15 protein-coding genes are annotated in these 18,834 nt (G+C 44.3%); 9 read left to right on the forward strand and 6 right to left on the reverse strand.

What is annotated here, in order from left to right:
* Nucleotides 1-235 (reverse strand): transposase (locus M3661_RS21805; RefSeq protein WP_251488572.1); only part of this gene is annotated, 235 nt, incomplete at its 3' end.
* A gap of 345 nt (nucleotides 236-580) precedes the next feature.
* On the opposite strand from M3661_RS21805, the gene M3661_RS21810 reads away from it, so the two are divergent.
* The 4 genes from M3661_RS21810 to M3661_RS21825 all read left to right on the forward strand — a co-directional run bounded on the left by M3661_RS21810 (nucleotide 581) and on the right by M3661_RS21825 (nucleotide 3,888).
* On the forward strand, nucleotides 581-1,678 hold the full coding sequence (locus M3661_RS21810; RefSeq protein ID WP_251488574.1) for a hypothetical protein: 1,098 nt from the start codon (nucleotides 581-583) through the stop codon (nucleotides 1,676-1,678).
* 11 nt (nucleotides 1,679-1,689) lie between these two features.
* Nucleotides 1,690-2,289 (forward strand): hypothetical protein, encoded by a 600-nt coding sequence (locus M3661_RS21815; protein WP_142545679.1) that lies wholly within the window; start codon nucleotides 1,690-1,692, stop codon nucleotides 2,287-2,289.
* 298 nt (nucleotides 2,290-2,587) lie between these two features.
* Complete coding sequence (locus M3661_RS21820; RefSeq protein ID WP_251488577.1) at nucleotides 2,588-3,361, forward strand: hypothetical protein; 774 nt, start codon at nucleotides 2,588-2,590, stop codon at nucleotides 3,359-3,361.
* Nucleotides 3,362-3,363: 2 nt separating this feature from the next.
* Nucleotides 3,364-3,888 (forward strand): hypothetical protein, encoded by a 525-nt coding sequence (locus M3661_RS21825; protein WP_251488580.1) that lies wholly within the window; start codon nucleotides 3,364-3,366, stop codon nucleotides 3,886-3,888.
* A 539-nt stretch (nucleotides 3,889-4,427) separates the two neighbouring features.
* On the opposite strand, the gene M3661_RS21830 is transcribed toward M3661_RS21825, so the two are convergent.
* Entirely contained in the window at nucleotides 4,428-5,402 is a 975-nt protein-coding gene (locus M3661_RS21830) for a hypothetical protein (RefSeq protein ID WP_251488582.1), read from the reverse strand.
* A 161-nt stretch (nucleotides 5,403-5,563) separates the two neighbouring features.
* On the opposite strand from M3661_RS21830, the gene M3661_RS21835 reads away from it, so the two are divergent.
* Genes M3661_RS21835 through M3661_RS21845 form a run of 4 tightly spaced genes read left to right on the forward strand, consistent with a single transcriptional unit; the run spans nucleotide 5,564 to nucleotide 8,523 of the window.
* Nucleotides 5,564-6,229, forward strand: coding sequence for a response regulator transcription factor (locus tag M3661_RS21835; RefSeq protein WP_251488732.1), 666 nt, complete (start codon nucleotides 5,564-5,566; stop codon nucleotides 6,227-6,229).
* A complete protein-coding gene (locus M3661_RS21840) occupies nucleotides 6,222-7,670 on the forward strand; it encodes a sensor histidine kinase (protein WP_065294243.1) in 1,449 nt (482 codons plus the stop codon). Before M3661_RS21835 ends, M3661_RS21840 begins: the two co-directional genes overlap by 8 nt.
* A gap of 59 nt (nucleotides 7,671-7,729) precedes the next feature.
* Entirely contained in the window at nucleotides 7,730-7,855 is a 126-nt protein-coding gene (locus tag M3661_RS30350; RefSeq protein ID WP_285853199.1) for a hypothetical protein, read from the forward strand.
* Nucleotides 7,852-8,523, forward strand: a complete 672-nt coding sequence (locus M3661_RS21845; protein WP_065294242.1) for a response regulator transcription factor — start codon at nucleotides 7,852-7,854, stop codon at nucleotides 8,521-8,523. Before M3661_RS30350 ends, M3661_RS21845 begins: the two co-directional genes overlap by 4 nt.
* Before the next feature lie 113 nt (nucleotides 8,524-8,636).
* On the opposite strand, the gene M3661_RS21850 is transcribed toward M3661_RS21845, so the two are convergent.
* The 3 genes from M3661_RS21850 to M3661_RS21855 all read right to left on the reverse strand — a co-directional run bounded on the left by M3661_RS21850 (nucleotide 8,637) and on the right by M3661_RS21855 (nucleotide 12,159).
* On the reverse strand, nucleotides 8,637-9,863 hold the full coding sequence (locus tag M3661_RS21850; RefSeq protein WP_021259515.1) for an MFS transporter: 1,227 nt from the start codon (nucleotides 9,861-9,863) through the stop codon (nucleotides 8,637-8,639).
* A 260-nt stretch (nucleotides 9,864-10,123) separates the two neighbouring features.
* The gene (locus tag M3661_RS30550) at nucleotides 10,124-10,555 is read right to left on the reverse strand and encodes a penicillin-binding transpeptidase domain-containing protein (RefSeq protein ID WP_311279607.1); all 432 of its coding nucleotides are present in this window, start codon (nucleotides 10,553-10,555) and stop codon (nucleotides 10,124-10,126) included.
* Nucleotides 10,537-12,159 carry a penicillin-binding transpeptidase domain-containing protein gene (locus M3661_RS21855; RefSeq protein WP_311279609.1) on the reverse strand — a complete coding sequence of 541 codons (1,623 nt, stop codon included), beginning with the start codon at nucleotides 12,157-12,159 and terminating at the stop codon, nucleotides 10,537-10,539. Before M3661_RS21855 ends, M3661_RS30550 begins: the two co-directional genes overlap by 19 nt.
* Nucleotides 12,160-12,509: 350 nt before the next feature.
* Between M3661_RS21855 and M3661_RS21860 the strand changes: the two genes are divergently transcribed.
* Complete coding sequence (locus M3661_RS21860) at nucleotides 12,510-13,274, forward strand: TrmB family transcriptional regulator (protein WP_251488585.1); 765 nt, start codon at nucleotides 12,510-12,512, stop codon at nucleotides 13,272-13,274.
* Between the two features lie 194 nt (nucleotides 13,275-13,468).
* Here M3661_RS21860 and M3661_RS30355 read toward each other — a convergent pair whose 3' ends face one another.
* A complete protein-coding gene (locus M3661_RS30355) occupies nucleotides 13,469-18,571 on the reverse strand; it encodes a S8 family serine peptidase (RefSeq protein ID WP_285853200.1) in 5,103 nt (1,700 codons plus the stop codon).
* Nucleotides 18,572-18,834 lie beyond the last annotated feature (263 nt).

Here is an 18,834-nt window from a genome sequence, read left to right on the forward strand (position 1 = left end):
CTCCAAGCAATTTTTTCAACTGATCATTTTCTTCAGCTATTGCTTTGGAGTCGAACTCCGGGATTTGTTCCATTTGAACATCACCGAATTTGCCATCGCGATATTCATTAATCCAACGATGGAGCATGTTCGTTGCTATTTCATAGCGGCGAGCAACCGCCGCTTTATTTCCAGTCTCCAGTGCTTCTTTCACCAATTGTAATTTGAAGTTTGTTGAATGTTTCGTTCGTTTCATTTCATCATCCCCTATCAACTATTAGTGTAATTCATATACACTCTTAGTGTCCAAGATCATTAAGGGGCTTATGAGATTCCAACTCGAACAATAAGGGGGAATGAGCCTTGTTTGCATGACCAAAATCTAAGGACGAAACGAATGGCAAAACAAGAACTTGTAGTAATGGAAGAATTGAAGGAAGAGCTACCAGAAGAGGAGGGGAAAAGGAAAGCAGAGGAATAGCTTATTAATGCTGTTACGACACTGCTTGGCAAAGTATTCACCGATGCGAGAGGCTGGAGAAACTCGGAGACCAAAGAATCATTAGTACGATTCTTGCTGACTCTCAACAAAGGGATGGAGATGGCGGCGAGCAAGATCCCGCAAGATGTCCGGGAAGCGAATAACAATTTATCGAAGGCACTTGATTTCTACAGTTCCATCGACAGATGGGATTTGCCTAATCGTTTTCGAGTTCAAGATATTGATCCCGTCCTATTCGACCATCAAATAATTGATATAAAACAATATAATGCATGGGAAGATCAGCATTTAACACCACAGCAGAAAAATGATATTGCAAAGCTCATATATGAAAGATTCAAGGATGACACAGATCTAGCGATTCAGAACTATTTCTATGTCGTGGAGCATACGAGTGAAGGGGTTGACGCATTAGCTGGTGCTATTGGCGCTAGAGCTGCCCGCAGTCGTAATACACAACCGCCAATCAAGCCGCAAGGAATATCGAAAGGAAGCAATATTAAGGGAATTAAGGTAAACTGGGGTCAAGCTAAGACGTTTATCAATGATAGATTTGAAGCCTTACAAAAGTCTGTTGGGCAATTGCCTAAGAATAAGCTGGCGTACGATGGACCAAATGTGAACTATAAATCGTCTACGCAGAAGCCTCTTGAGCCTACGAAGAATCAGATCGAGGTGCGGAAATACTATCCTGGCACCGAACCGGAGAATTCAGCATCGGGATCCGCGTCGGGAAAAAATAAGAATTCAACCGGTGAGGGGACGAGTAAAAGCTCAAACCAATATTTGCAAAAACCCGCTGATGAAAATGGAACACTAAATATTGGGGCACGAGGCAAACCTACAGAAGGCGCATACAATATTGATATAGACCCTAAGGCTTCTGGTGTGCATTACGGAGATGCAACAAAATTAACTAATATTAAGACAGGGAGCCAGAGTAAAATCATTATAGAGAACCCATATGGCTATGATCCATTGAATACTGAAGTAACAAGGGTTTTATCAAGAAATGGGGAAATTATTATTACTGGGTCGCGCTCTAATATGAATAAATTGGTGCGAACATTAGACGATAAAGGGTTGAAAATAAAGGGTGAAAGACGAGAAATACCCAATGATGGTAGTTATTTAACTACAGATGGTGAAAATATTAAATCGCCAATGTTAGATCAGTATACCTTTATAAAAAAGTGAGGTTATAGTGAATGGTTCTTACTCTAGACATAAGTAATGAAGAATTTGATGCAATTGTGGATGGTGATGGAGAACTTACACCGACAATTTTTTTGAATTTTCCGAGTGATATCAGAGGAATATATGAATTTGAGCTTATTAATACTGTTATTAATATTTATGATTTTAAAGATCAAATACAAAATCAGGGCCTTAATATAGAAGATGATTCACTTTTTGTGTTTGGGAAAATGAGGGTTGAAATTGAAGGGGTGAAGGGTGCAGATTTCAAAATAATTGAAGGTAATCTCCTCGAGGGTCGTGAGCAGTATCATAGTTGGCCATATACAATTGATAAAGGTGATATTGTATGTAAATGCGGTGGGAAGCTGTCTTTTCTTGATAATTGTTACATATCCTTAATGATTGTAACTGAATGTAAGCCTAAAATAACATTAAAATTTGATATAGCAGAGACTGTTCCATTTGATTTCATGAATAGCAGCAGCATAGAACAAGCTAAGTTAAAAAAAGTAGATTATGAACAAATGAAATTTCAGGGGAAATTGTTTGACTTCGGTTTTTTTCAAGAGTATTTTGGATCTGGGAGAAGCGCTATTAAGAGTGAGTAGTTCAACTGCTTAATAAAAGGACTGTTAAATATTAGGTTTGCAAATTTGTTGTGAAATTTTACATTACAACCAACAAACCACCATTAAAGACAAACATACTTAATAATCTTAGAAGGCTTATTCCAACTCGAACAAAGAAAAGGAATAGGCTTTTTTTATAAAAATATGATTGATTCCGCACAGAAGATAGGTTTGAGGGCCTGCTCGGCAAAGTATTCACCGATGCAAGAGGCTGGAGAAACCCGGAGACCAAAGAATCGTTAGTGCGATTCTTGCTGACTCTCAACAAGGGATGGAGATGGCGACGAGCAAGATCCCGCAAGATGTCCGAGTAGCAAATAGTAATTTATCGAAGGCGCTGGATTTCTACAGTTCCATCGATAGATGGGATTTGCCTAATCGTTTTCGAGTTCAAGATATTGATCCTGTCTTATTTGACCATCAAATAATTGATATAAAACAATATAATGCATGGGAAGATCAGCATTTAACGCCAGAGCAAAAAAATGAAATCGCGAAGCTCATATATGAAAGATTCAAGGATGACACAGATATAGCGACTCAGAACTACTTCTTTGTCGTGGAGCATACGAGTGAAGGGGTTGACGCATTAGCTGGTGCTATTGGCGCTAGAGCTGCCCGCAGTCGTAATACACAACCGCCAATCAAGCCACAAGGAATATCGAAAGGAAGCAATATTAAGGGAATTAAGGTAAACTGGGGTCAAGCGACGACGTTTATCAATGAAAGATTTGAAGCTTTACAAAAGTCTGTTGGGCAATTGTCCAAGAATAAGCTGGCGTACGGTTATGATGCACTTGAAGGTGATATTCCACGAGTAATCGAGCCAGGAGGCTCACTGAAAATAGTAGGTGGAGAGAAAAATCCCTATTTCAGCAAAATATATAAAATGAATGATGAGGAGCTTTCGAGATACGGTTTTAAATTGGTCAACAAAGGAAAGGCCTCGGGTGATTTAATGTTCGGGACTCAGAAAATAACTAGCGGCGATGCTTTCAGTGAGAAGGCATTAAGTAAACAATTAGAAGTAATTTTAAGGAGGTTGGAATAGATTTGATATTAAATATTTCCGATGAAAAATTTGAGCTGATATATTTAAATGAGTCCACAATAAACATTGATTATCCTTCAATGTCTTCTACTAAGTTGGTACTAGATGTATGGGGGGTAACTCTACCTATTAGTGTATATGGTTTAGAAGCGTATGGATTAACTGAACATACCAAACCATTCAATGATGATATTTACGTCTCTGGCTACTCTAGGCTCACATTTCATGATGTTACTGGTGGAAACATCGAAGTGGAATTATATAGTAAGGAACCTCCTTATTCCAAACTAAGTTGGCTGGATAATAGCTTGATGAAAATAAATAAAACATGGGGTGAAGTATATCAGGAAGATGAAAGAAATATTTATGAAGTAGAGGGGACTCTAGCATGGCCCTATGGAAGATGTGACTTGTCTGCAGTAAGCAGTTCGAATGTGTCTATTGAATTAAAGAGTACTAATTTTATACCTGTCAAAGAGTATTTGCTTAATACAAAAAAGTATGGATGGAGTAGAATTTTTACTTAAAGTTAAACTTGTTTATAATCTCAACAACTAACAAACCAAACACAATACAACTTGACCAAGACTTGAAAACTTTCAAAGGCTTATTCCAACTCGTACCGAGAAGAAGGAATAGGCTTTTTCTATGAAAATAATAATGTTTGGCTATGTAAAATTGTTTGTGTAAAAATGAACACCCCATATAGGGAGTTCATCTTTACGTTTTGACAAACCCTAATCAATAAGAAAAATCAATATGGTTCGGATCATTCAAGTAATAAATAGCTTGATCAATGGGTATCCCTTTCGTTTCCTTATTTTCTGGAAATTCTTTTAACGATCCGTACGTGACATATACTTTGTTTGATATCTTTAATGTATAGGACTGATCTGGAGCCTACATGTAGTTAGCTAGGAGTTTAACTAGAGAACGTGATGTTATTATCTGGAAGTGGATTCGGTGTTAACATACAAAACCCATGAGGCTGCTGAATAGCAATCTCACGGGTCGTGTTTATCTTTTGGGCATCTCTACGTAGCTTGAGAACCAAGATTTTCTTTGATTATTTTTCTACATGGAAATCAAGGGTTTGGACACCAAGAACTTCATCGAGTTGTTTTTTCATTTGCTCCTTCGTGATTGTTCCTGCTTTTGATTGATCAAAGAGGGCTTTTACCTTTTGTTGGGTAGCATCATCAAAGTGAATTGCTTTTGTTTCTTTCTTCATGTTGTGAGCCGGGCTGAAATCTACATCTATGTCGATGCCAAGCTCTTGCAGCTGTGCTTTCACTTGCTCTTTGCTAAGCGCTCCTGTTCTCATTTGCTCAAGAATGGCTTTCGCCTTTTCTTTGGCAGTATCGTCAAGGTTATCGAATTTTGACTTATCCATCTTTACCATAACGCCATGAGCTGCTTTACTGAAATTCACATCCATGTCAATGCCAAGCTCTTGCAGTTGAGCTTTCACCTGCTCCTTTGTAAGGGAGCCGGCTTGAGCTTGCTCAAGAATAGCTTTTGCCTTTTCCTTGGCAGCATCGTCAAGATTTTCGAATTTTGATTCATCCATCTTTACCGTAACGCGATGAGCTGTTTTGCTGAAATCCACATCCATGTCAATGCCAAGCTCTTGCAGTTGGGCTTTCACCTGCTCCTTTGTAAGGGAGCCGGCTTGGGCTTGCTCAAGAATAGCTTTTGCTTTTTCTTTGGTAGCGTCATCGAAGCTAACGGAAGTCACTTTGCCCTTGAACTTGATGTCGTCATGAGCCGCTTTGAAATCAAAGTCTACATCGAGGCCAAGTTCTTGCAGCTGAGGTTTGGCTTGTTCTTTCGTAAGCGTCCCTTTCTTCACTTGATCGAAAATGGCTTTCACCTTGCTTTGAGTTGCTTCATCGAGATTGCTTGCTGCTTTTACCTTAACAGCCGTTGTCAGTTGTCCATTCCCGATGGATTGCGCAGGCACCTCGGCAGCGAATGCGGATCCCAAAGAAGTGAGTGTGAGTACAGCTCCTAAAGCAGTTGTAGCGAGTGTCTTTTTCATAATTGTCAATCTCCTTCGTGAATGTATTTTTGTTTACGACTTCATTGTATGACCCTTATCTGGAGTTACTATGAAGATCATGTAGAGTTTTGGTGGGGATTTTTCGGTCTCTCCATATAAACTCCAGATAGCACGGCTATACTAATTCAAGAGGTGATATCATAATGAACTATCAGATTCTTGTGGTAGAAGATGATCAAGAGATTCGGGAACTAATCAAACAGTTTTTGATGACCCAACACTATAGCGTTGAAGTTGCATCCGATGGAATAGAGGGCATGAAACAATTCAATAAGCAATCCTTCGATTTAATTCTATTGGATGTCATGATGCCTAACCTTAACGGATTCGAAGTTGCCAAGATGATTAGGGGTGAGTCCAATGTTCCCATCATTTTGCTAACTGCTTTAGAGGAAGAACAGGATCAATTAAAAGGTTTCGATCTCGGAATCGACGATTATATTACGAAGCCTTTTTCCTTTCATGTATTGATACGGAGAGTCGAGGCCGTATTAAGAAGAAGCAAGGATCAAGGAACGAATAATGGCCTGGCGTTCAAGGAAGTTCAAGTAGATTGCGATGCCTATAAAGTATACGTCAACGAGATTGAAATCCCATTAACGACGAAGGAATTTGAAATCGTACAGCTGCTTGTTCAAAATGAGAAAAAAGTGCTCACAAGAGAAAGCATCGTCGAGAAAGTATGGGGATTCGATTATTATGGAGAGACGCGAGTCATCGATACACATATCAAAAATATTAGAAAGAAGTTAGATATACCCTACATTAAAACCGTAAAGGGGATCGGCTACAAAATTGATGAGTAAATGGTTGGACATGCTGAAGATGAAGCGTATTACCTATAAGCTTTTCGTGACTACGTCCCTTATTCTGTTATCCTTTGCCGTCCTGATTTATGTATCGCTGTACTTCTTTCTCCCTACTTTTTATGAGCAGTACAAGACGAATCAGCTTCAGACCGGGATTGAAGAAATCATAACGAAATCGAAGGATCTCGATTTGCAATATGGCGTGCTTCTTCTTGATGCCTTTGCCAAAAAAAATAATGCAGTCGTCTATCTTCAAAATAAAGAGGGAGTCATCATTTACTCTCCCTTTTTTTCTTCGGTTCGCAAAGGTTATTCACTATCGGCGGAAGTGAGAGTCGAAAGAGCAAAACCAATCGTGAATTCAAACTCCTTCGATGTCACCGTGCCCATTCAGTTTTTGGATGCGAAGTTAACGCTCGTCGTGTCCGCTACCTTTCAACCGATAGATGAGGCCTCGCAAGTATTGGTACTTTTTCTCCCTTATTTAAGCGTTATCGTTATTGTGATTGGCATAGGCAGCGCTTATTTGTATTCGAGGTTTATCACGAAGCCGCTTCTTTACATTAATCAAGGTGCGCAGAAGATGGCGAACTTGGATTTTTCCGAACAAATCGAGGTGCGTTCTACGGATGAATTGGGGGAGTTATCGACCAGCCTAAATGAATTGTCCGTGAATTTGCAGCAAACGATGCAAGAATTGCACAATGCGAATCGGCAGTTAAAGAGCGATATTGAAAAGGAAAGAGCAGTAGAAACAAAACGCAGGGAATTTTTCGCGATTGCAGCGCATGAATTGAAAACTCCTCTTACCGTGATGAAAGGTTATCTGGAAGGAATGATCTATCATATCGGTCCATATCGCGATCGCGATCAATATTTGCAGAAAAATCATCAGATTGTCGAGGGAATGGAGCAGTTGGTTCGTGAGATTTTAAGCATGTCGAAGTTGGAGCGTGATACATTCAAGCTGCAGCTTGAAGAAGTGAATCTCTCGCAGCTCGTGGATAAAATAACTGCGGATCTTGAATATTTTGCGTCTCAGCGGGAGATTCAGCTTATGAAGCATATTGCTTCAGACATAATGGTTCACACTGATCGTCTGATGCTGGAGAAAGCGTGCAAAAATATCATCCATAATGCGATTATGTATTCTCCGCAGGGAGAAAAGGTATGCATTCAACTAACCCGGGATGTGCAGGAGGGCAGCATTCAATTTCAAGTCATCAATACGGGCGTGAACATTAAGGAAGAGGACATGCAGCAGATTTTCGAACCTTTCTATCGAGTTGAGAAATCGAGAAATCGCAACACAGGGGGCAGCGGATTGGGACTATATATTGTAAAGCAGATTTTTGATGCTCTGGGAATCTCGTACTCCATGCACAACATCGAGCAGGGCGTACGGTTTGAAGCTTCCATTCCGATACTGCGGCAATGAACGCGTAGCGGTAGGCTATACAGTGGCGGTGTAGGGTATGATGAGAAAAAGAGCGAGTAGTGCAAACAGGGGTCAAAATAGCCGTATTGGCGGCACTTCGCGTATATGCAGGAATTGCCGGGGGAATGATGGATGCAGGGATTAGAGCGGATAAGATGGGTAATAGGACGGGAATCACGCTATGAAAAAGGTATTAATTATCGAAGGTGATGAGCTCCTGCGGGAATCAATGGCTCATTATTTCAAGGATGATGGATATGTTGCTTATACGGCCGAGGATGGACAGCAAGGGTTGGAGCTATTTGCAGCGCAGGATATCGACCTTGTGATACTGGATGTCATGCTTCCGGAACTGGATGGTTGGGATGTATGCCGCCGTATCCGTGATGTGTCCAAGGTTCCCATTATATTAGTTACGGCTAGTAGTGATGAGGAGGATACACTCCTTGGCTTTGACTTGGGCGCTGACGACTATGTAACGAAGCCCTTCAAGCCTGCGGTTCTCATGGCACGAGCAAGGAGATTGCTGAAGTCTGCGAGTCAGGACGAGCAGCAAGACGATATTATCTTGTGCGGCATTCATATGAATAAGTCTGCCCACAAGGTGTCGATTGAAGGGACGCCAATCAATTTAACTCATACGGAATATACGATCTTGTTGAGTCTTATGGAACATAAGGAGCAAGTAATTACTCGAGACACGCTCATTACAACGATATGGGGATATGAGCAAGGCGGAGGCGACAAGGCGCTGAACACACATATTCGCAACCTCCGATACAAGCTGGGGGATAAAGCTAAGCATATTACAACGGTCGTGCGGGTTGGATATAAATTTGAGGTTGATAAATGACGGGTATTGGGTTATGAAGCTGCTATGAAAAAACAGCACCAGTGTCTCTCTACGATCAGGAGGGGGAACTGGTGCTGTTGCTATTTTTATTGCGATATAACAAATTTGCTCGCTTACTCCTCTAGCTCCTTGCCTTTCGTTTCCGTACCAAGCCAGAGGACGGCAACCGCACCGATTACAATGGTGACGAAGAACAGCCAGAAGATCGCGCTAATCGCAACCTGTCGAGCGACGAGCATACCGACAAGGTACGGAGCGATAATGCCGCCGACTCTGCCGAAGGATGCGGCAAGACCAACGCCGGTAGAACGAACCTTGGTCGGGTACAGCTCTGGCGTATACGCGTACATGCCTCCCCATGCTCCAAGGTTGAAGAACGACAAGCATATTCCGGCTGCAATCAGCATGCCTTCCGTTGTCGCACTGCCGAACCAAGCTGCACTGCCTGCGGTAAGCAGCAAGTACAAGACGAGGACGAACTTGCGCCCGAACTTCTCGATGAGGTAAGCGGCGGTGAAGTATCCGGGCAGCTGTGCGAGCGTCATAATGAGCACGTATTCGAAGCTTTTGACCAAGCTGAAGCCCTTCAGCATCATAACAGAAGGCAGCCAGAGGAACATGCCATAATAGGAGAAGACCACGGTAAACCACAATACCCACAGCATAATCGTAGAGCGGCGGTGCGGCCCAGACCATACTGCGACAAAGCGCTCGCGGAACGACAGCTTCTGCTGTTCTGATTGCTTCGCCTGCTGAGTAAAGCGCGGCGGATCTTGAATTGCCTTTCTCAAGTAAAGTGCGTACAGTGCTGGAACGGCACAGATTAGAAATGCCGCTTGCCATCCGTATGTAGGAATAACGAAGTAAGCAATCAGTGCAGAAGCGATCCAGCCAGCTGCCCAGAAGCTCTCCAGCAGGACAACGGCACGTCCGCGTTCCTTGGCAGGGACGGATTCAGAGACAAGGGTTGACGCGACGGGTAGTTCGCCACCAAGACCCGCTCCGGCGATGAAACGCAATATGCACAGCATCGTGAAGCTTGTTGCTGCTGCGGACAATCCGCTAGCAATCGAGAAGATGACCAGTGTCCAGAGCAGAACCGACTTACGGCCGTATTTGTCCGCTAATGCTCCTGCGAGCAGCGCGCCTACTGCCATGCCAATCGAATTAATGCTTGTAAAGAGTCCTGTCTGCTGCGGGGTTAAGCTCCATTCGGCTGCGAGTGCCGCCGCGATAAAGGAGATGATGCCGATATCCATCGCGTCGAACATCCAGCTCATTCCGGCACTCCATAGCAGCTTGCGCTGCTTCGGCTTATCCAACGTTTTCGCCGTATTCATTTCAGTATCTGCCTCCACTTGATATGAGTTTGGATATGGGTTTGTTCAGAAGGTCACATGCGAGCTTAGAACAAGCTTTAATGAGGGAGCCACTTGCTCTCTGATGTGATACCATTCATCAGTATGGACTTTATCATAACAAATAAAGCTAAATTTGGTTATAAAAATTCACGAAAAATAGGTAAGGTTATTCAGCTAGTGAGTCTTAGCCTAATCAAAAAAGCGATGACCCCATTTAATCGAAGGCCATCGCTTGTCATTTAATTTTTAAATTGCTGATCTGTAGAAGTGTTGCGCGGCGTGCCCGTAAGCCCAACAGCCTCGTCGTACGCATCGAATATCGCTCGCGCGATTGGCGCTGCGCTATAAGCCCCGTAATTGCCCTCCGGAACAACGACTGCGACAGCTAAGGTCGGATTTTGCGCGGGAGCGTACGCAATGAACACTCCATTTTCTACTCTGATGCCTTTTGCGACTTCCTGTTCGGATGTTCCCGTTTTCCGATAATAGTCATAATTGAACCCTTCAAATCCCTGTACCTTCACTCGGCTCATGCCAAGCTCAATCAAGTCCCAATAGGCTTTATCGAACTTTGCTTCGTTCAGCATCTCCGGCTTAAACTCTTTTACTACCTTTCCGTCCGGATCCGTAATTTTGCTGACGAACTGCGGCTTCATTCGCTTGCCATGCAAGCCAGCGTAGCCGCATACTGGGCGAGCTGAAGCGTTGTATACTTGCCCTGCTGGCCGAACGAGGCGTATGCAAGAGCGGATTGCGCGCTGGCGCGCACGGCTTCGCTCATGTAGTCCTTTAGGCCGGCTATCTCTCCAGGCAGTCCGCTGCCGGTCTTTACACCAAGTCCGAACATTTCCATATATTTGTCCCATGTCTTCAGTCCGTTCACATCCGTTCGGGAATATAAACGTTTGCCGATCAAATCGATCATAAAGGCATTGGAGGAGAATTCCAGCGCTTTTGCGGCATCGATGCGACCATGCGACTTGTTGTTCGCATTCCGGATTTTCCTTTTTTCGAGTCCGATTTCGGCATAGCCGATGTCAGGATAATCATCGTACACGCTGAACAGCTTTTCCTTCAAACCGATAAGGACGGACAACGGCTTGATTGTAGAGCCAAGATACACGATGGAGTTCGGGTGCTTGTTCATTTCTTTTTCCTCGTATGGGCCGTAGGCTGCTTTAATCGTGCCGTTTTTCATAAAGGATTTATTTTTTTCGTAATCCTCAACGCTGATGGAGCCGTTCTTCCATACGTTGCTGTCATAGTCCGGCATACTGGCCATGGCGACGACATTGCCCGTCTTCACTTCCATGGCGACGGCATAGCCCGTACGTGCGTTAGGCGCTTGCTCTACGGGATTGGAGGAGTTTCGTATTTTCTGCAGCGTCTGCATAATCGCAGCTTCTGTTTTCATCTGAATGCTTTTATGAATGGTCAGGTGAAGATTGTTGCCCCGCTCAGGCTTGGTCAATTCCATGGGGCCCATAATTCGTCCCGCTACGTTAACCGGGAATTTCTTGAGTCCGTTTTTGCCGCGGAGCTCTTCCTGGTACATGAACTCCATCCCGTCAACACCGACATCCTCATAATCGAGGTATCTGAGCTCCTCGTGCCGGGAATTTCTATTTTCGTATATCTCCTTATAATAATCGTAGGACTCTCTGACCCCTCTGAACTTTTTCAGATAGCCGATTGTTTGCACCGCGACTGTATCCTGATCATAGTTTCTGACGCTGTCTTCTATAATCTCAAGATCTTTATATTCGGACTTATGCTCCAAAAAATAAGCAATATCCTTCGAGGATAAATCCGTTTTGATCAAGCGGGGGACATATACGGGATTAACATTGGCATTCAAATCCATACGCTTCACTATGTCCTCGACTGATTGTTCCTCTCCCGTCTTGGTATTGCTTTTGAATCTCTCGGCGAGCTTTTCAGCGAGCTTCTTGGCTTCCGCCATGTTTTCTTTATTCTTGTAGTTTTTGTTCACGTTAAAGTAAAGTGATTGTGTCGATGTGGAATAAGCGATCTTGTGATTGCTGGCATCATAGATGATTCCGCGAATCGGTGCGATAGCTGTAGTCCGGTAGCCCAATGAAGTTTCTTTTTGCTTGAGGGCAGGGCCATCTACGAATTGCAGCAACGCCAAGCGTATAATAAGTATGGCGAATAAGGCGAATATAATAAAGAAAAATCCAGTCAAACGGACAGAAAATTTGCGTTCATTGTCTGATTTGTGTTTGTTTGCGTGAGTTTCCTTAGATAGATTCAAAGCACTATTTCCTTTCTGCATCTGCGTATCATATTCCGTTTACCAGGTTCGTCATTCCTTTGATACAAGTACACCTCGATTTTATTAAAATTGATCATATATTCATATAGCGGCAGGATCTTTTTATCATCTAATTCCAGACCCATATGAGAAAAGGCAGACTTATACACCTACTAGATGCAGCAACGGTTGCGATGGTTTCTTGAAAAATATTACAAAATAATGCAAGTGTGCTTCGGCTTCGCTTCGCGCTCGACTTTTCATTTTGAATCGGCTGGAGTAAGATAATCCTAACATCATCATGATGCGGACAAGTTCCGATACGGCTGCAGGAAAGAGAAGGAGGAGCTATGCTTCAGAAATTCGGTTTTTCACAATATGAGAGCAAAGTATACGAGACGTTGGTGGCAGGAGACGGCCCTATGGATGCAACGAGTGTGGTCAAGCACTCAGGCGTGCCGAAGGCGAAAATATATGAGGTGCTGTCGCGTCTTATTGATAAGGGATTAATATCGGATTCCATATCCGAAAAGAAAAAGACCTATTTGGCGCTGCCGCTTCAGGTTGTTATCGAGAAGCTGTCCAAGGAATTCGAACAGAGCATTGAACAGTTGAAGCAAATGAATGAGCGCAAAATCGCAGCGGACAATCATGTGTGGAGCTTGAAATCGGAAGCTTCGATTATGGCGTATTGCGAGCATCTGATTGAAGAGGCGCAGGACACGATTATCGTCTCAATGTGGAGCGATGAATTTCGGAAATATGTGCCGCTGCTTGAGAAGAAGGAGCGGGAAGGCGTACGAGTGGAGGCATTTGTAACGGGGACAGATGTGCCGAAAGCCCGAGTGTCGAAGCTGAATACGTTATCGCCGACGGAAGAGCATCATACGCTGGAGAGATTCATGCTGGTTGCAGCCGACTCATCCCAAATTATGTTCGCGGGGATGGAGCAAGGGGAATGGCAGGCAATGCGCACCGGGGCGCAGCCATTCGTAAAATTCTTTATTGAGTTCTTTTACCATGATGTTGCCTTGGCGAGAATTTCACAAAAATATAATGCAGAGCTCATGGCGGACGAGGAAATGAAGTCACTGCTGATGCGGCTTCGTTATTAAAGAGGATTAAACTGTTGCATGAATAGCCTCGTGTTTAAGGAGGTAAAAAGAAGTAAAGAGCAGTAAAAAGCAGCAAAAAGCAGGCCTCCGAATGAACTGCACCCCAATTGTTAGACACCATCTAGCGATTGGAGGTGCAGTTCACCGATGAGGACTGCTTTTTTACATCCTATGGAACTGATTACTTATTGAGATTAAATTGTGCCTAAGAGTTTCATCATACGATAGAGAATAGAAGCCACTTGTGCGCGAGTAGAGCTTTGATCAGGAGCGAACGTGTTGTTAGACATGCCATTGATCAACCCTTTATCCACAGCATAAGCTACAGCGGCTTGGGCGCTCGCCGAAATCCGATCTTTATCTTTGAAGTTTAATTGCGCTTTCTCACCCTTCAGATCGACATTCATCGCATTGACCATTCGCACGACCATTTCTTCGCGACCTAGAATATCATTTGCGCCTGCCATCGCGACGTAATGACTCCATTCTTTCTCTTTGCCAAGAATACGATCCAAGTGCGCCACGAATTCTGCGCGCGTTATCGTATCGTTCGGAACGAATTTGGATTCGCTTTTCCCTTTGGTTACGTGTTGAGCCGCAATAACTTCGATTTCATGTTTTGCCCAATGGGTCTGAATATCGTCGAATGAAATGTGAATCTCCATCAGCTCGAAGGTGCCGAGCGTAGAGGTTGTAAGTTGAATATTCCCCGGCTGATGCACGGCATTGTAACCCACATATACCCATTTACCGTTTTCATCTTGCTGGTAAACGCCAACTTTTTGCAAATCAATTACTTTGTTAGCCGGCTTAAGCTCGATCTTAATCGGATGACTCAATTTTCCTGTATCGTTGCCGATCGTGACGATCTGCGATACGACGGTTGTTTGATTTGCCGAATGGATGTTAACTTCACCATTGTCAGAATCTTTTGCCGATAAGCTTGCTTTAAATCCATTTGTACCAATAAAATCAGCCAATGCATCCGCAGGAATTCGGATGGTAAATCCATTGCCGGTAAGGATCAATCCTTTGCCGGATGCCAGTAGTTTGTCAGCCGTTGCTTTATTAAAGATTACATTCACACTGCTGTAGTCGTTGAAGCCAATATCGGTAAGGTCCAGCGTGGCGTCAGTCGCTTTCGAATCTTTCAGCTGGGCGATCAAGGCCTCAGTCGATACGCTTATCGTTGCGATAGTCGCACCCTTAATGTTTTTCGTCGTAGTGAGCGTGCCTGCTTTTACTTTCTTGCCTATTGGTGCTGGAGTCGATGGTGGGCTTGGTGTGTAAGTCGATGGCGAGCTTGGAGAAGTCGGTGTCGTTGTGCCAGAATCCTTGGTTACGGTGACTGATACCTCATGAGATTTGCCTTCGTAAGATACAGTGATCGTCGTTTTCCCTGCTCCAACGGCTGTCACCTTGCCGGTATTGCTTACTGTAACAATGTTCATACCAGGAACGCTATACTTTGCACCCTTTGTAACGTCTTTCTTGCTTCCATCGCTATACGCCGCGGTGACCGTAAGCTGAGCATCCTTCCCAACTTTAAGATCTACGCTGTCCGGCGATACCGAAATCGACGTTAATTCGACTGGGGTTGTCGTTTCTTCTGTAACGGTAACAGGTACCGCGTAGGTTTTACCTTCGTAAGCTACGGTTACTGTCGTTTCACCTTTTCCAACGGCTGTCACCTTGCCGGTATCGCTTACCGCAGCAATGCTTGGGTTAGCTGTACGATAATCTGCGTCGCTTGTAACGTCTTTCTTGCTTCCGTCGCTATACACCGCGGTGACCGCAAGTTGAGCATCCTTCCCAACTTTTAGAGCTGCGCTGTCCGGCGATACCGAAATCGACGTTAATACAGGATCGACTGGGGTCGTAGTGACAGTGACGGGTACTGAAGCCGATTTCCCTTCATAAGCTACCGTTATCGTCGTGCTGCCTTCTCCTACCCCCGTTACTTTACCATAGACAACGTCTATGACACTGAGATCGTAATCGGCATAGATGGCCCCATACGTGACGTCACTAACACTTACTGGGAATGGCTTGCCGTCTGCGTCAACATATTGAGCCGTTACCGTAAGATTTGCAGTGGAACCGACACCTAAGGTTAGAGCCTCCGGCTGTACTTTAATTCCACTTAACACGGGATCTGCGTTAGTAATCGTAATGACTTTCTCCGCATGATTACCTGCCGCGTCGTCTACGAGCAATTTCAGCTTATTCGCTCCGGTCGTTAAACCGCTTAACGTGATATCGAACTTGCCATTTTGATCGAGCTTTACAGGTTGCGAGGAAATCAAGTTGTCGTCGCTGTCCAATAGTTCGTATTTCACATGCAAGTTGTCGTTAACGTTGTAGGCCAAGCCCAATTCTTCTTCAACGACTGGGCCGAATTTTACGTATGAATCGTCGATCGAGCCGGAGAACTGCACATTCGAACCCGTAACATGTAAACTGTCGGGAGAAACGAATTTTGGCGTACTCGTCTTGACATACACCGGAATCCAATCCCCTGTCACTGCTCCTGTTGAAGAGGATTGCCCTACAATCTCCATGGCATAGGCGCCTTCCGGAACAGCTGTGTTCAGCGTCGTTCCCGGCTGACCCCATTGATGATACATACCGTTAAAGGTTAACGTCTTTGCTCCCGTTGTCACGCTGCCGTTCATAATCCATCCGATAGTACCGTCTCCGTAATATCCGCCGCTCATATTGTTTAGATCATAAAGTTGAATGTATGAAGTTCCTTGCCTATCGTGGAATTCATATCTCACAGTTGTGCTGTCCAGCTTGCCATCCCCGTTCGGAGAGATATGGTTGCTGTCGATCGTAAAGGTCTTCAATCCCGTCGGTGGGGCGAAATTCGCCGCGAAGGGAAGAATTAGATTTGTCGTACCGTTTGTAATCTTCACGTAACCCAGCATTTCGTTACCGTTTGCTCCAGTCCCTTTCGGAACATTTAGCGTCACGGTCAAATTTTGTTCATCGTTTAACGTAAAGCTGGACTTGTCGACTGTCACGTTTGAGCTCGCAAGCGTACCTGTCGCCGCTTTCGTCATTTGGACGGATACCGTATAGTCGCTTGGGCTTCCCGTTACATTTTTAACAAGAATAGACCGTGATACCGTTGTTGGATTGTTCGTATTCGGAGATACATTGCCGAAGGTGATTGTTCCCTTGGTGTAGTCATAAGTCTTATTGGAGAAAGTGGTTTGATCCAATTCATACGCGAGCGCTTCAGTTGTCGCTGCTTTAAGCGGCTGAATACGTCCCGGACCTTGAGAGAAGACGTCGTATTTCGTTACGTCCAATTGCTTGGCCGTATTCGAAATCGCGACTTTAATATCGAACGGAGTCCAATCCGGATGCTGCGATTTAAGCAAAGCAGCAACCCCCGCTACGTGCGGAGCAGCCATGCTCGTTCCTGTATAACGGTCGTAGGATTCGGAATAGTCAGGGTAGTCAGGCAGAGGCTGTCCTTGATTATCGAGATAATCTTTGCCATAGGCAGGAACCGATGACATGATGTTAGTTCCTGGAGCCACCACGTCCGGTTTAATATCAAAGACCGGATTGGCAGGTCCGCGCGAACTTGAACTATTGATATCGTCACTTAAAGTCGAACCGGTGGTGAATTCTCCGAAGGTGACGGTACCTGAGTCGCCCGCAAGAGCCGTTCGCAGTGCGCTGCCGTCCGTGTAGGACATATCAAACGTTGGGATGGAAGCGAAGGAATCTCCCACAAAGGCGCCCGATGGTCCTGGAGTATTCGTTCCACCCGCAGAGTTGTGAACAATAACCGCTGCGGCACCTGCACTTTTCGCTGCCGCGATTTTATCCACGAAGGCAATATCTCCGCGGGCAACGAGAGCGACTTTGCCTGCCACATTCAGACCTACGTAATCCGTCACTTTACCAACGCCAGGGATTGCGACGACATCATACGTTCCGGTCAAAATGGTTTTCGGGTCTGTGCCGAATTTCCATGCCATCAAATTCATGATATATGGTGTGACCGTTCCCGCTTTGTCTAGAGTTACAGTAGCCTTTCCGGCCATCGTTTTTTCCGGAACAGTAGAGTTGCCCACCGATATCGCGAAGGCTGCCGTGCCCGGACTGCCGATCGTCCCTCTATTTGGACCTGAATTCCCCGTAGAAAGGACTGCTGTCGTACCTGCTAGAACTGCATTGTTGATGGCGATCGCGTCAGAAGCAACTTGGCTATTGGTAGATCCGCCCAAAGATAGATTGATAATGTCCATCTTCTCTTCGACGGCTTTATCAATACCTGCGATAACCCCTGAATTCGAGCCGCTTCCATACGCGCCCAGCACGCGATAAGCATACAATTCAACGGAAGGGGCAAGTCCCTTTATGCCAAAAGGATTTTGGCCTTGAGCTGCAATAGTCCCGGCAACATGGGTACCATGTGAGGTATTAAAAGGATTTCCAGTAGTAGGGTGAATCCACGGTCTATTATCAGGGTGATCCAACGGCGTAGTTTCATACGGATCGTCTCCTCTAGTGCGAGCGTATCCCGTATCGGAACCGTCTACTACTTGCGTAATAAAGTTATGTCCGCCTTTATAAACGTCTTTTAAATCTGGATGAGTATAATCAATTCCGGTGTCTATAACGCCTACTTTAACTCCTTGGCCTGTATAGCCTAAGGCCCATACAGATGGAACTTCAAGGAATGGATTACTCGTGTTCATGTTCGGATGGACTTCACTATCCGGCAGTTTTGAGGACTCTGCCCCCAGAGCGTGAACTTCCACGTCAGGCTCTACCATTTGTACACCTTTCATCTTAAGTAACTGTTCCACTTGACTTGCTTTTACTTTAAGGGAGACCCCATTAAATGCATAATTGTATGTAAAGCCCACGTTAGCGTTGATACTCTTGCTACTTAATTGGCTGACAAAGCTTTGTTGCTGTTTATTGATCTTTTGTTTCGTGTTCTGTTCTGAGGCTGCAGTAAATGATTTGCCCTCAAGCATACTCATACCCTTCGCTAGAGCTACTGGGGCTTCGGATAATTGGACGATAACTGAAATTTCCTTGTCGTCAGTAAGGTTTTGCAAATCGGGATGGAGTACAGGCTCTTGACCTTCTGTAAATTTATTCTGATCAACAATCTGCTGCATTTTTGCACGCACTTCAGGACTCAGTGCCTTGCCCGTCAATTGTGCTTGTGAATCAAATGCGTATGCGGAAATCGGAAAGAGTAGGGAAAATAGCGTCAATACGACTACTAGCAAACGACTTACAAATAAACGTAAATTTTTCAATCGGCTGTGCACTCCTTTTCTCAAAATGATAGATAGCATTTCTCGGGTTATTTACACCTCCTTACATATTCTGAAAATGATGGCGGTTCACTTAGAATATATGATACAAATTGTATCGTGTCAACGCTTTCATGTTAATGAAATGTAACTGAAATCAAATTTCCTAAAATGAAAAATAAAAAACGACACTCTATACCAATTTTCGGAGTAGAGTGTCGTTTTTTGGGCTTAATATCCGCCCGCAATGAATATAAATTCGCATC

The organism is Paenibacillus sp. MER 180 (assembly GCF_023713665.1).
Classification (GTDB): Bacteria; Bacillota; Bacilli; order Paenibacillales; family Paenibacillaceae; genus Paenibacillus_B; species Paenibacillus_B suaedae.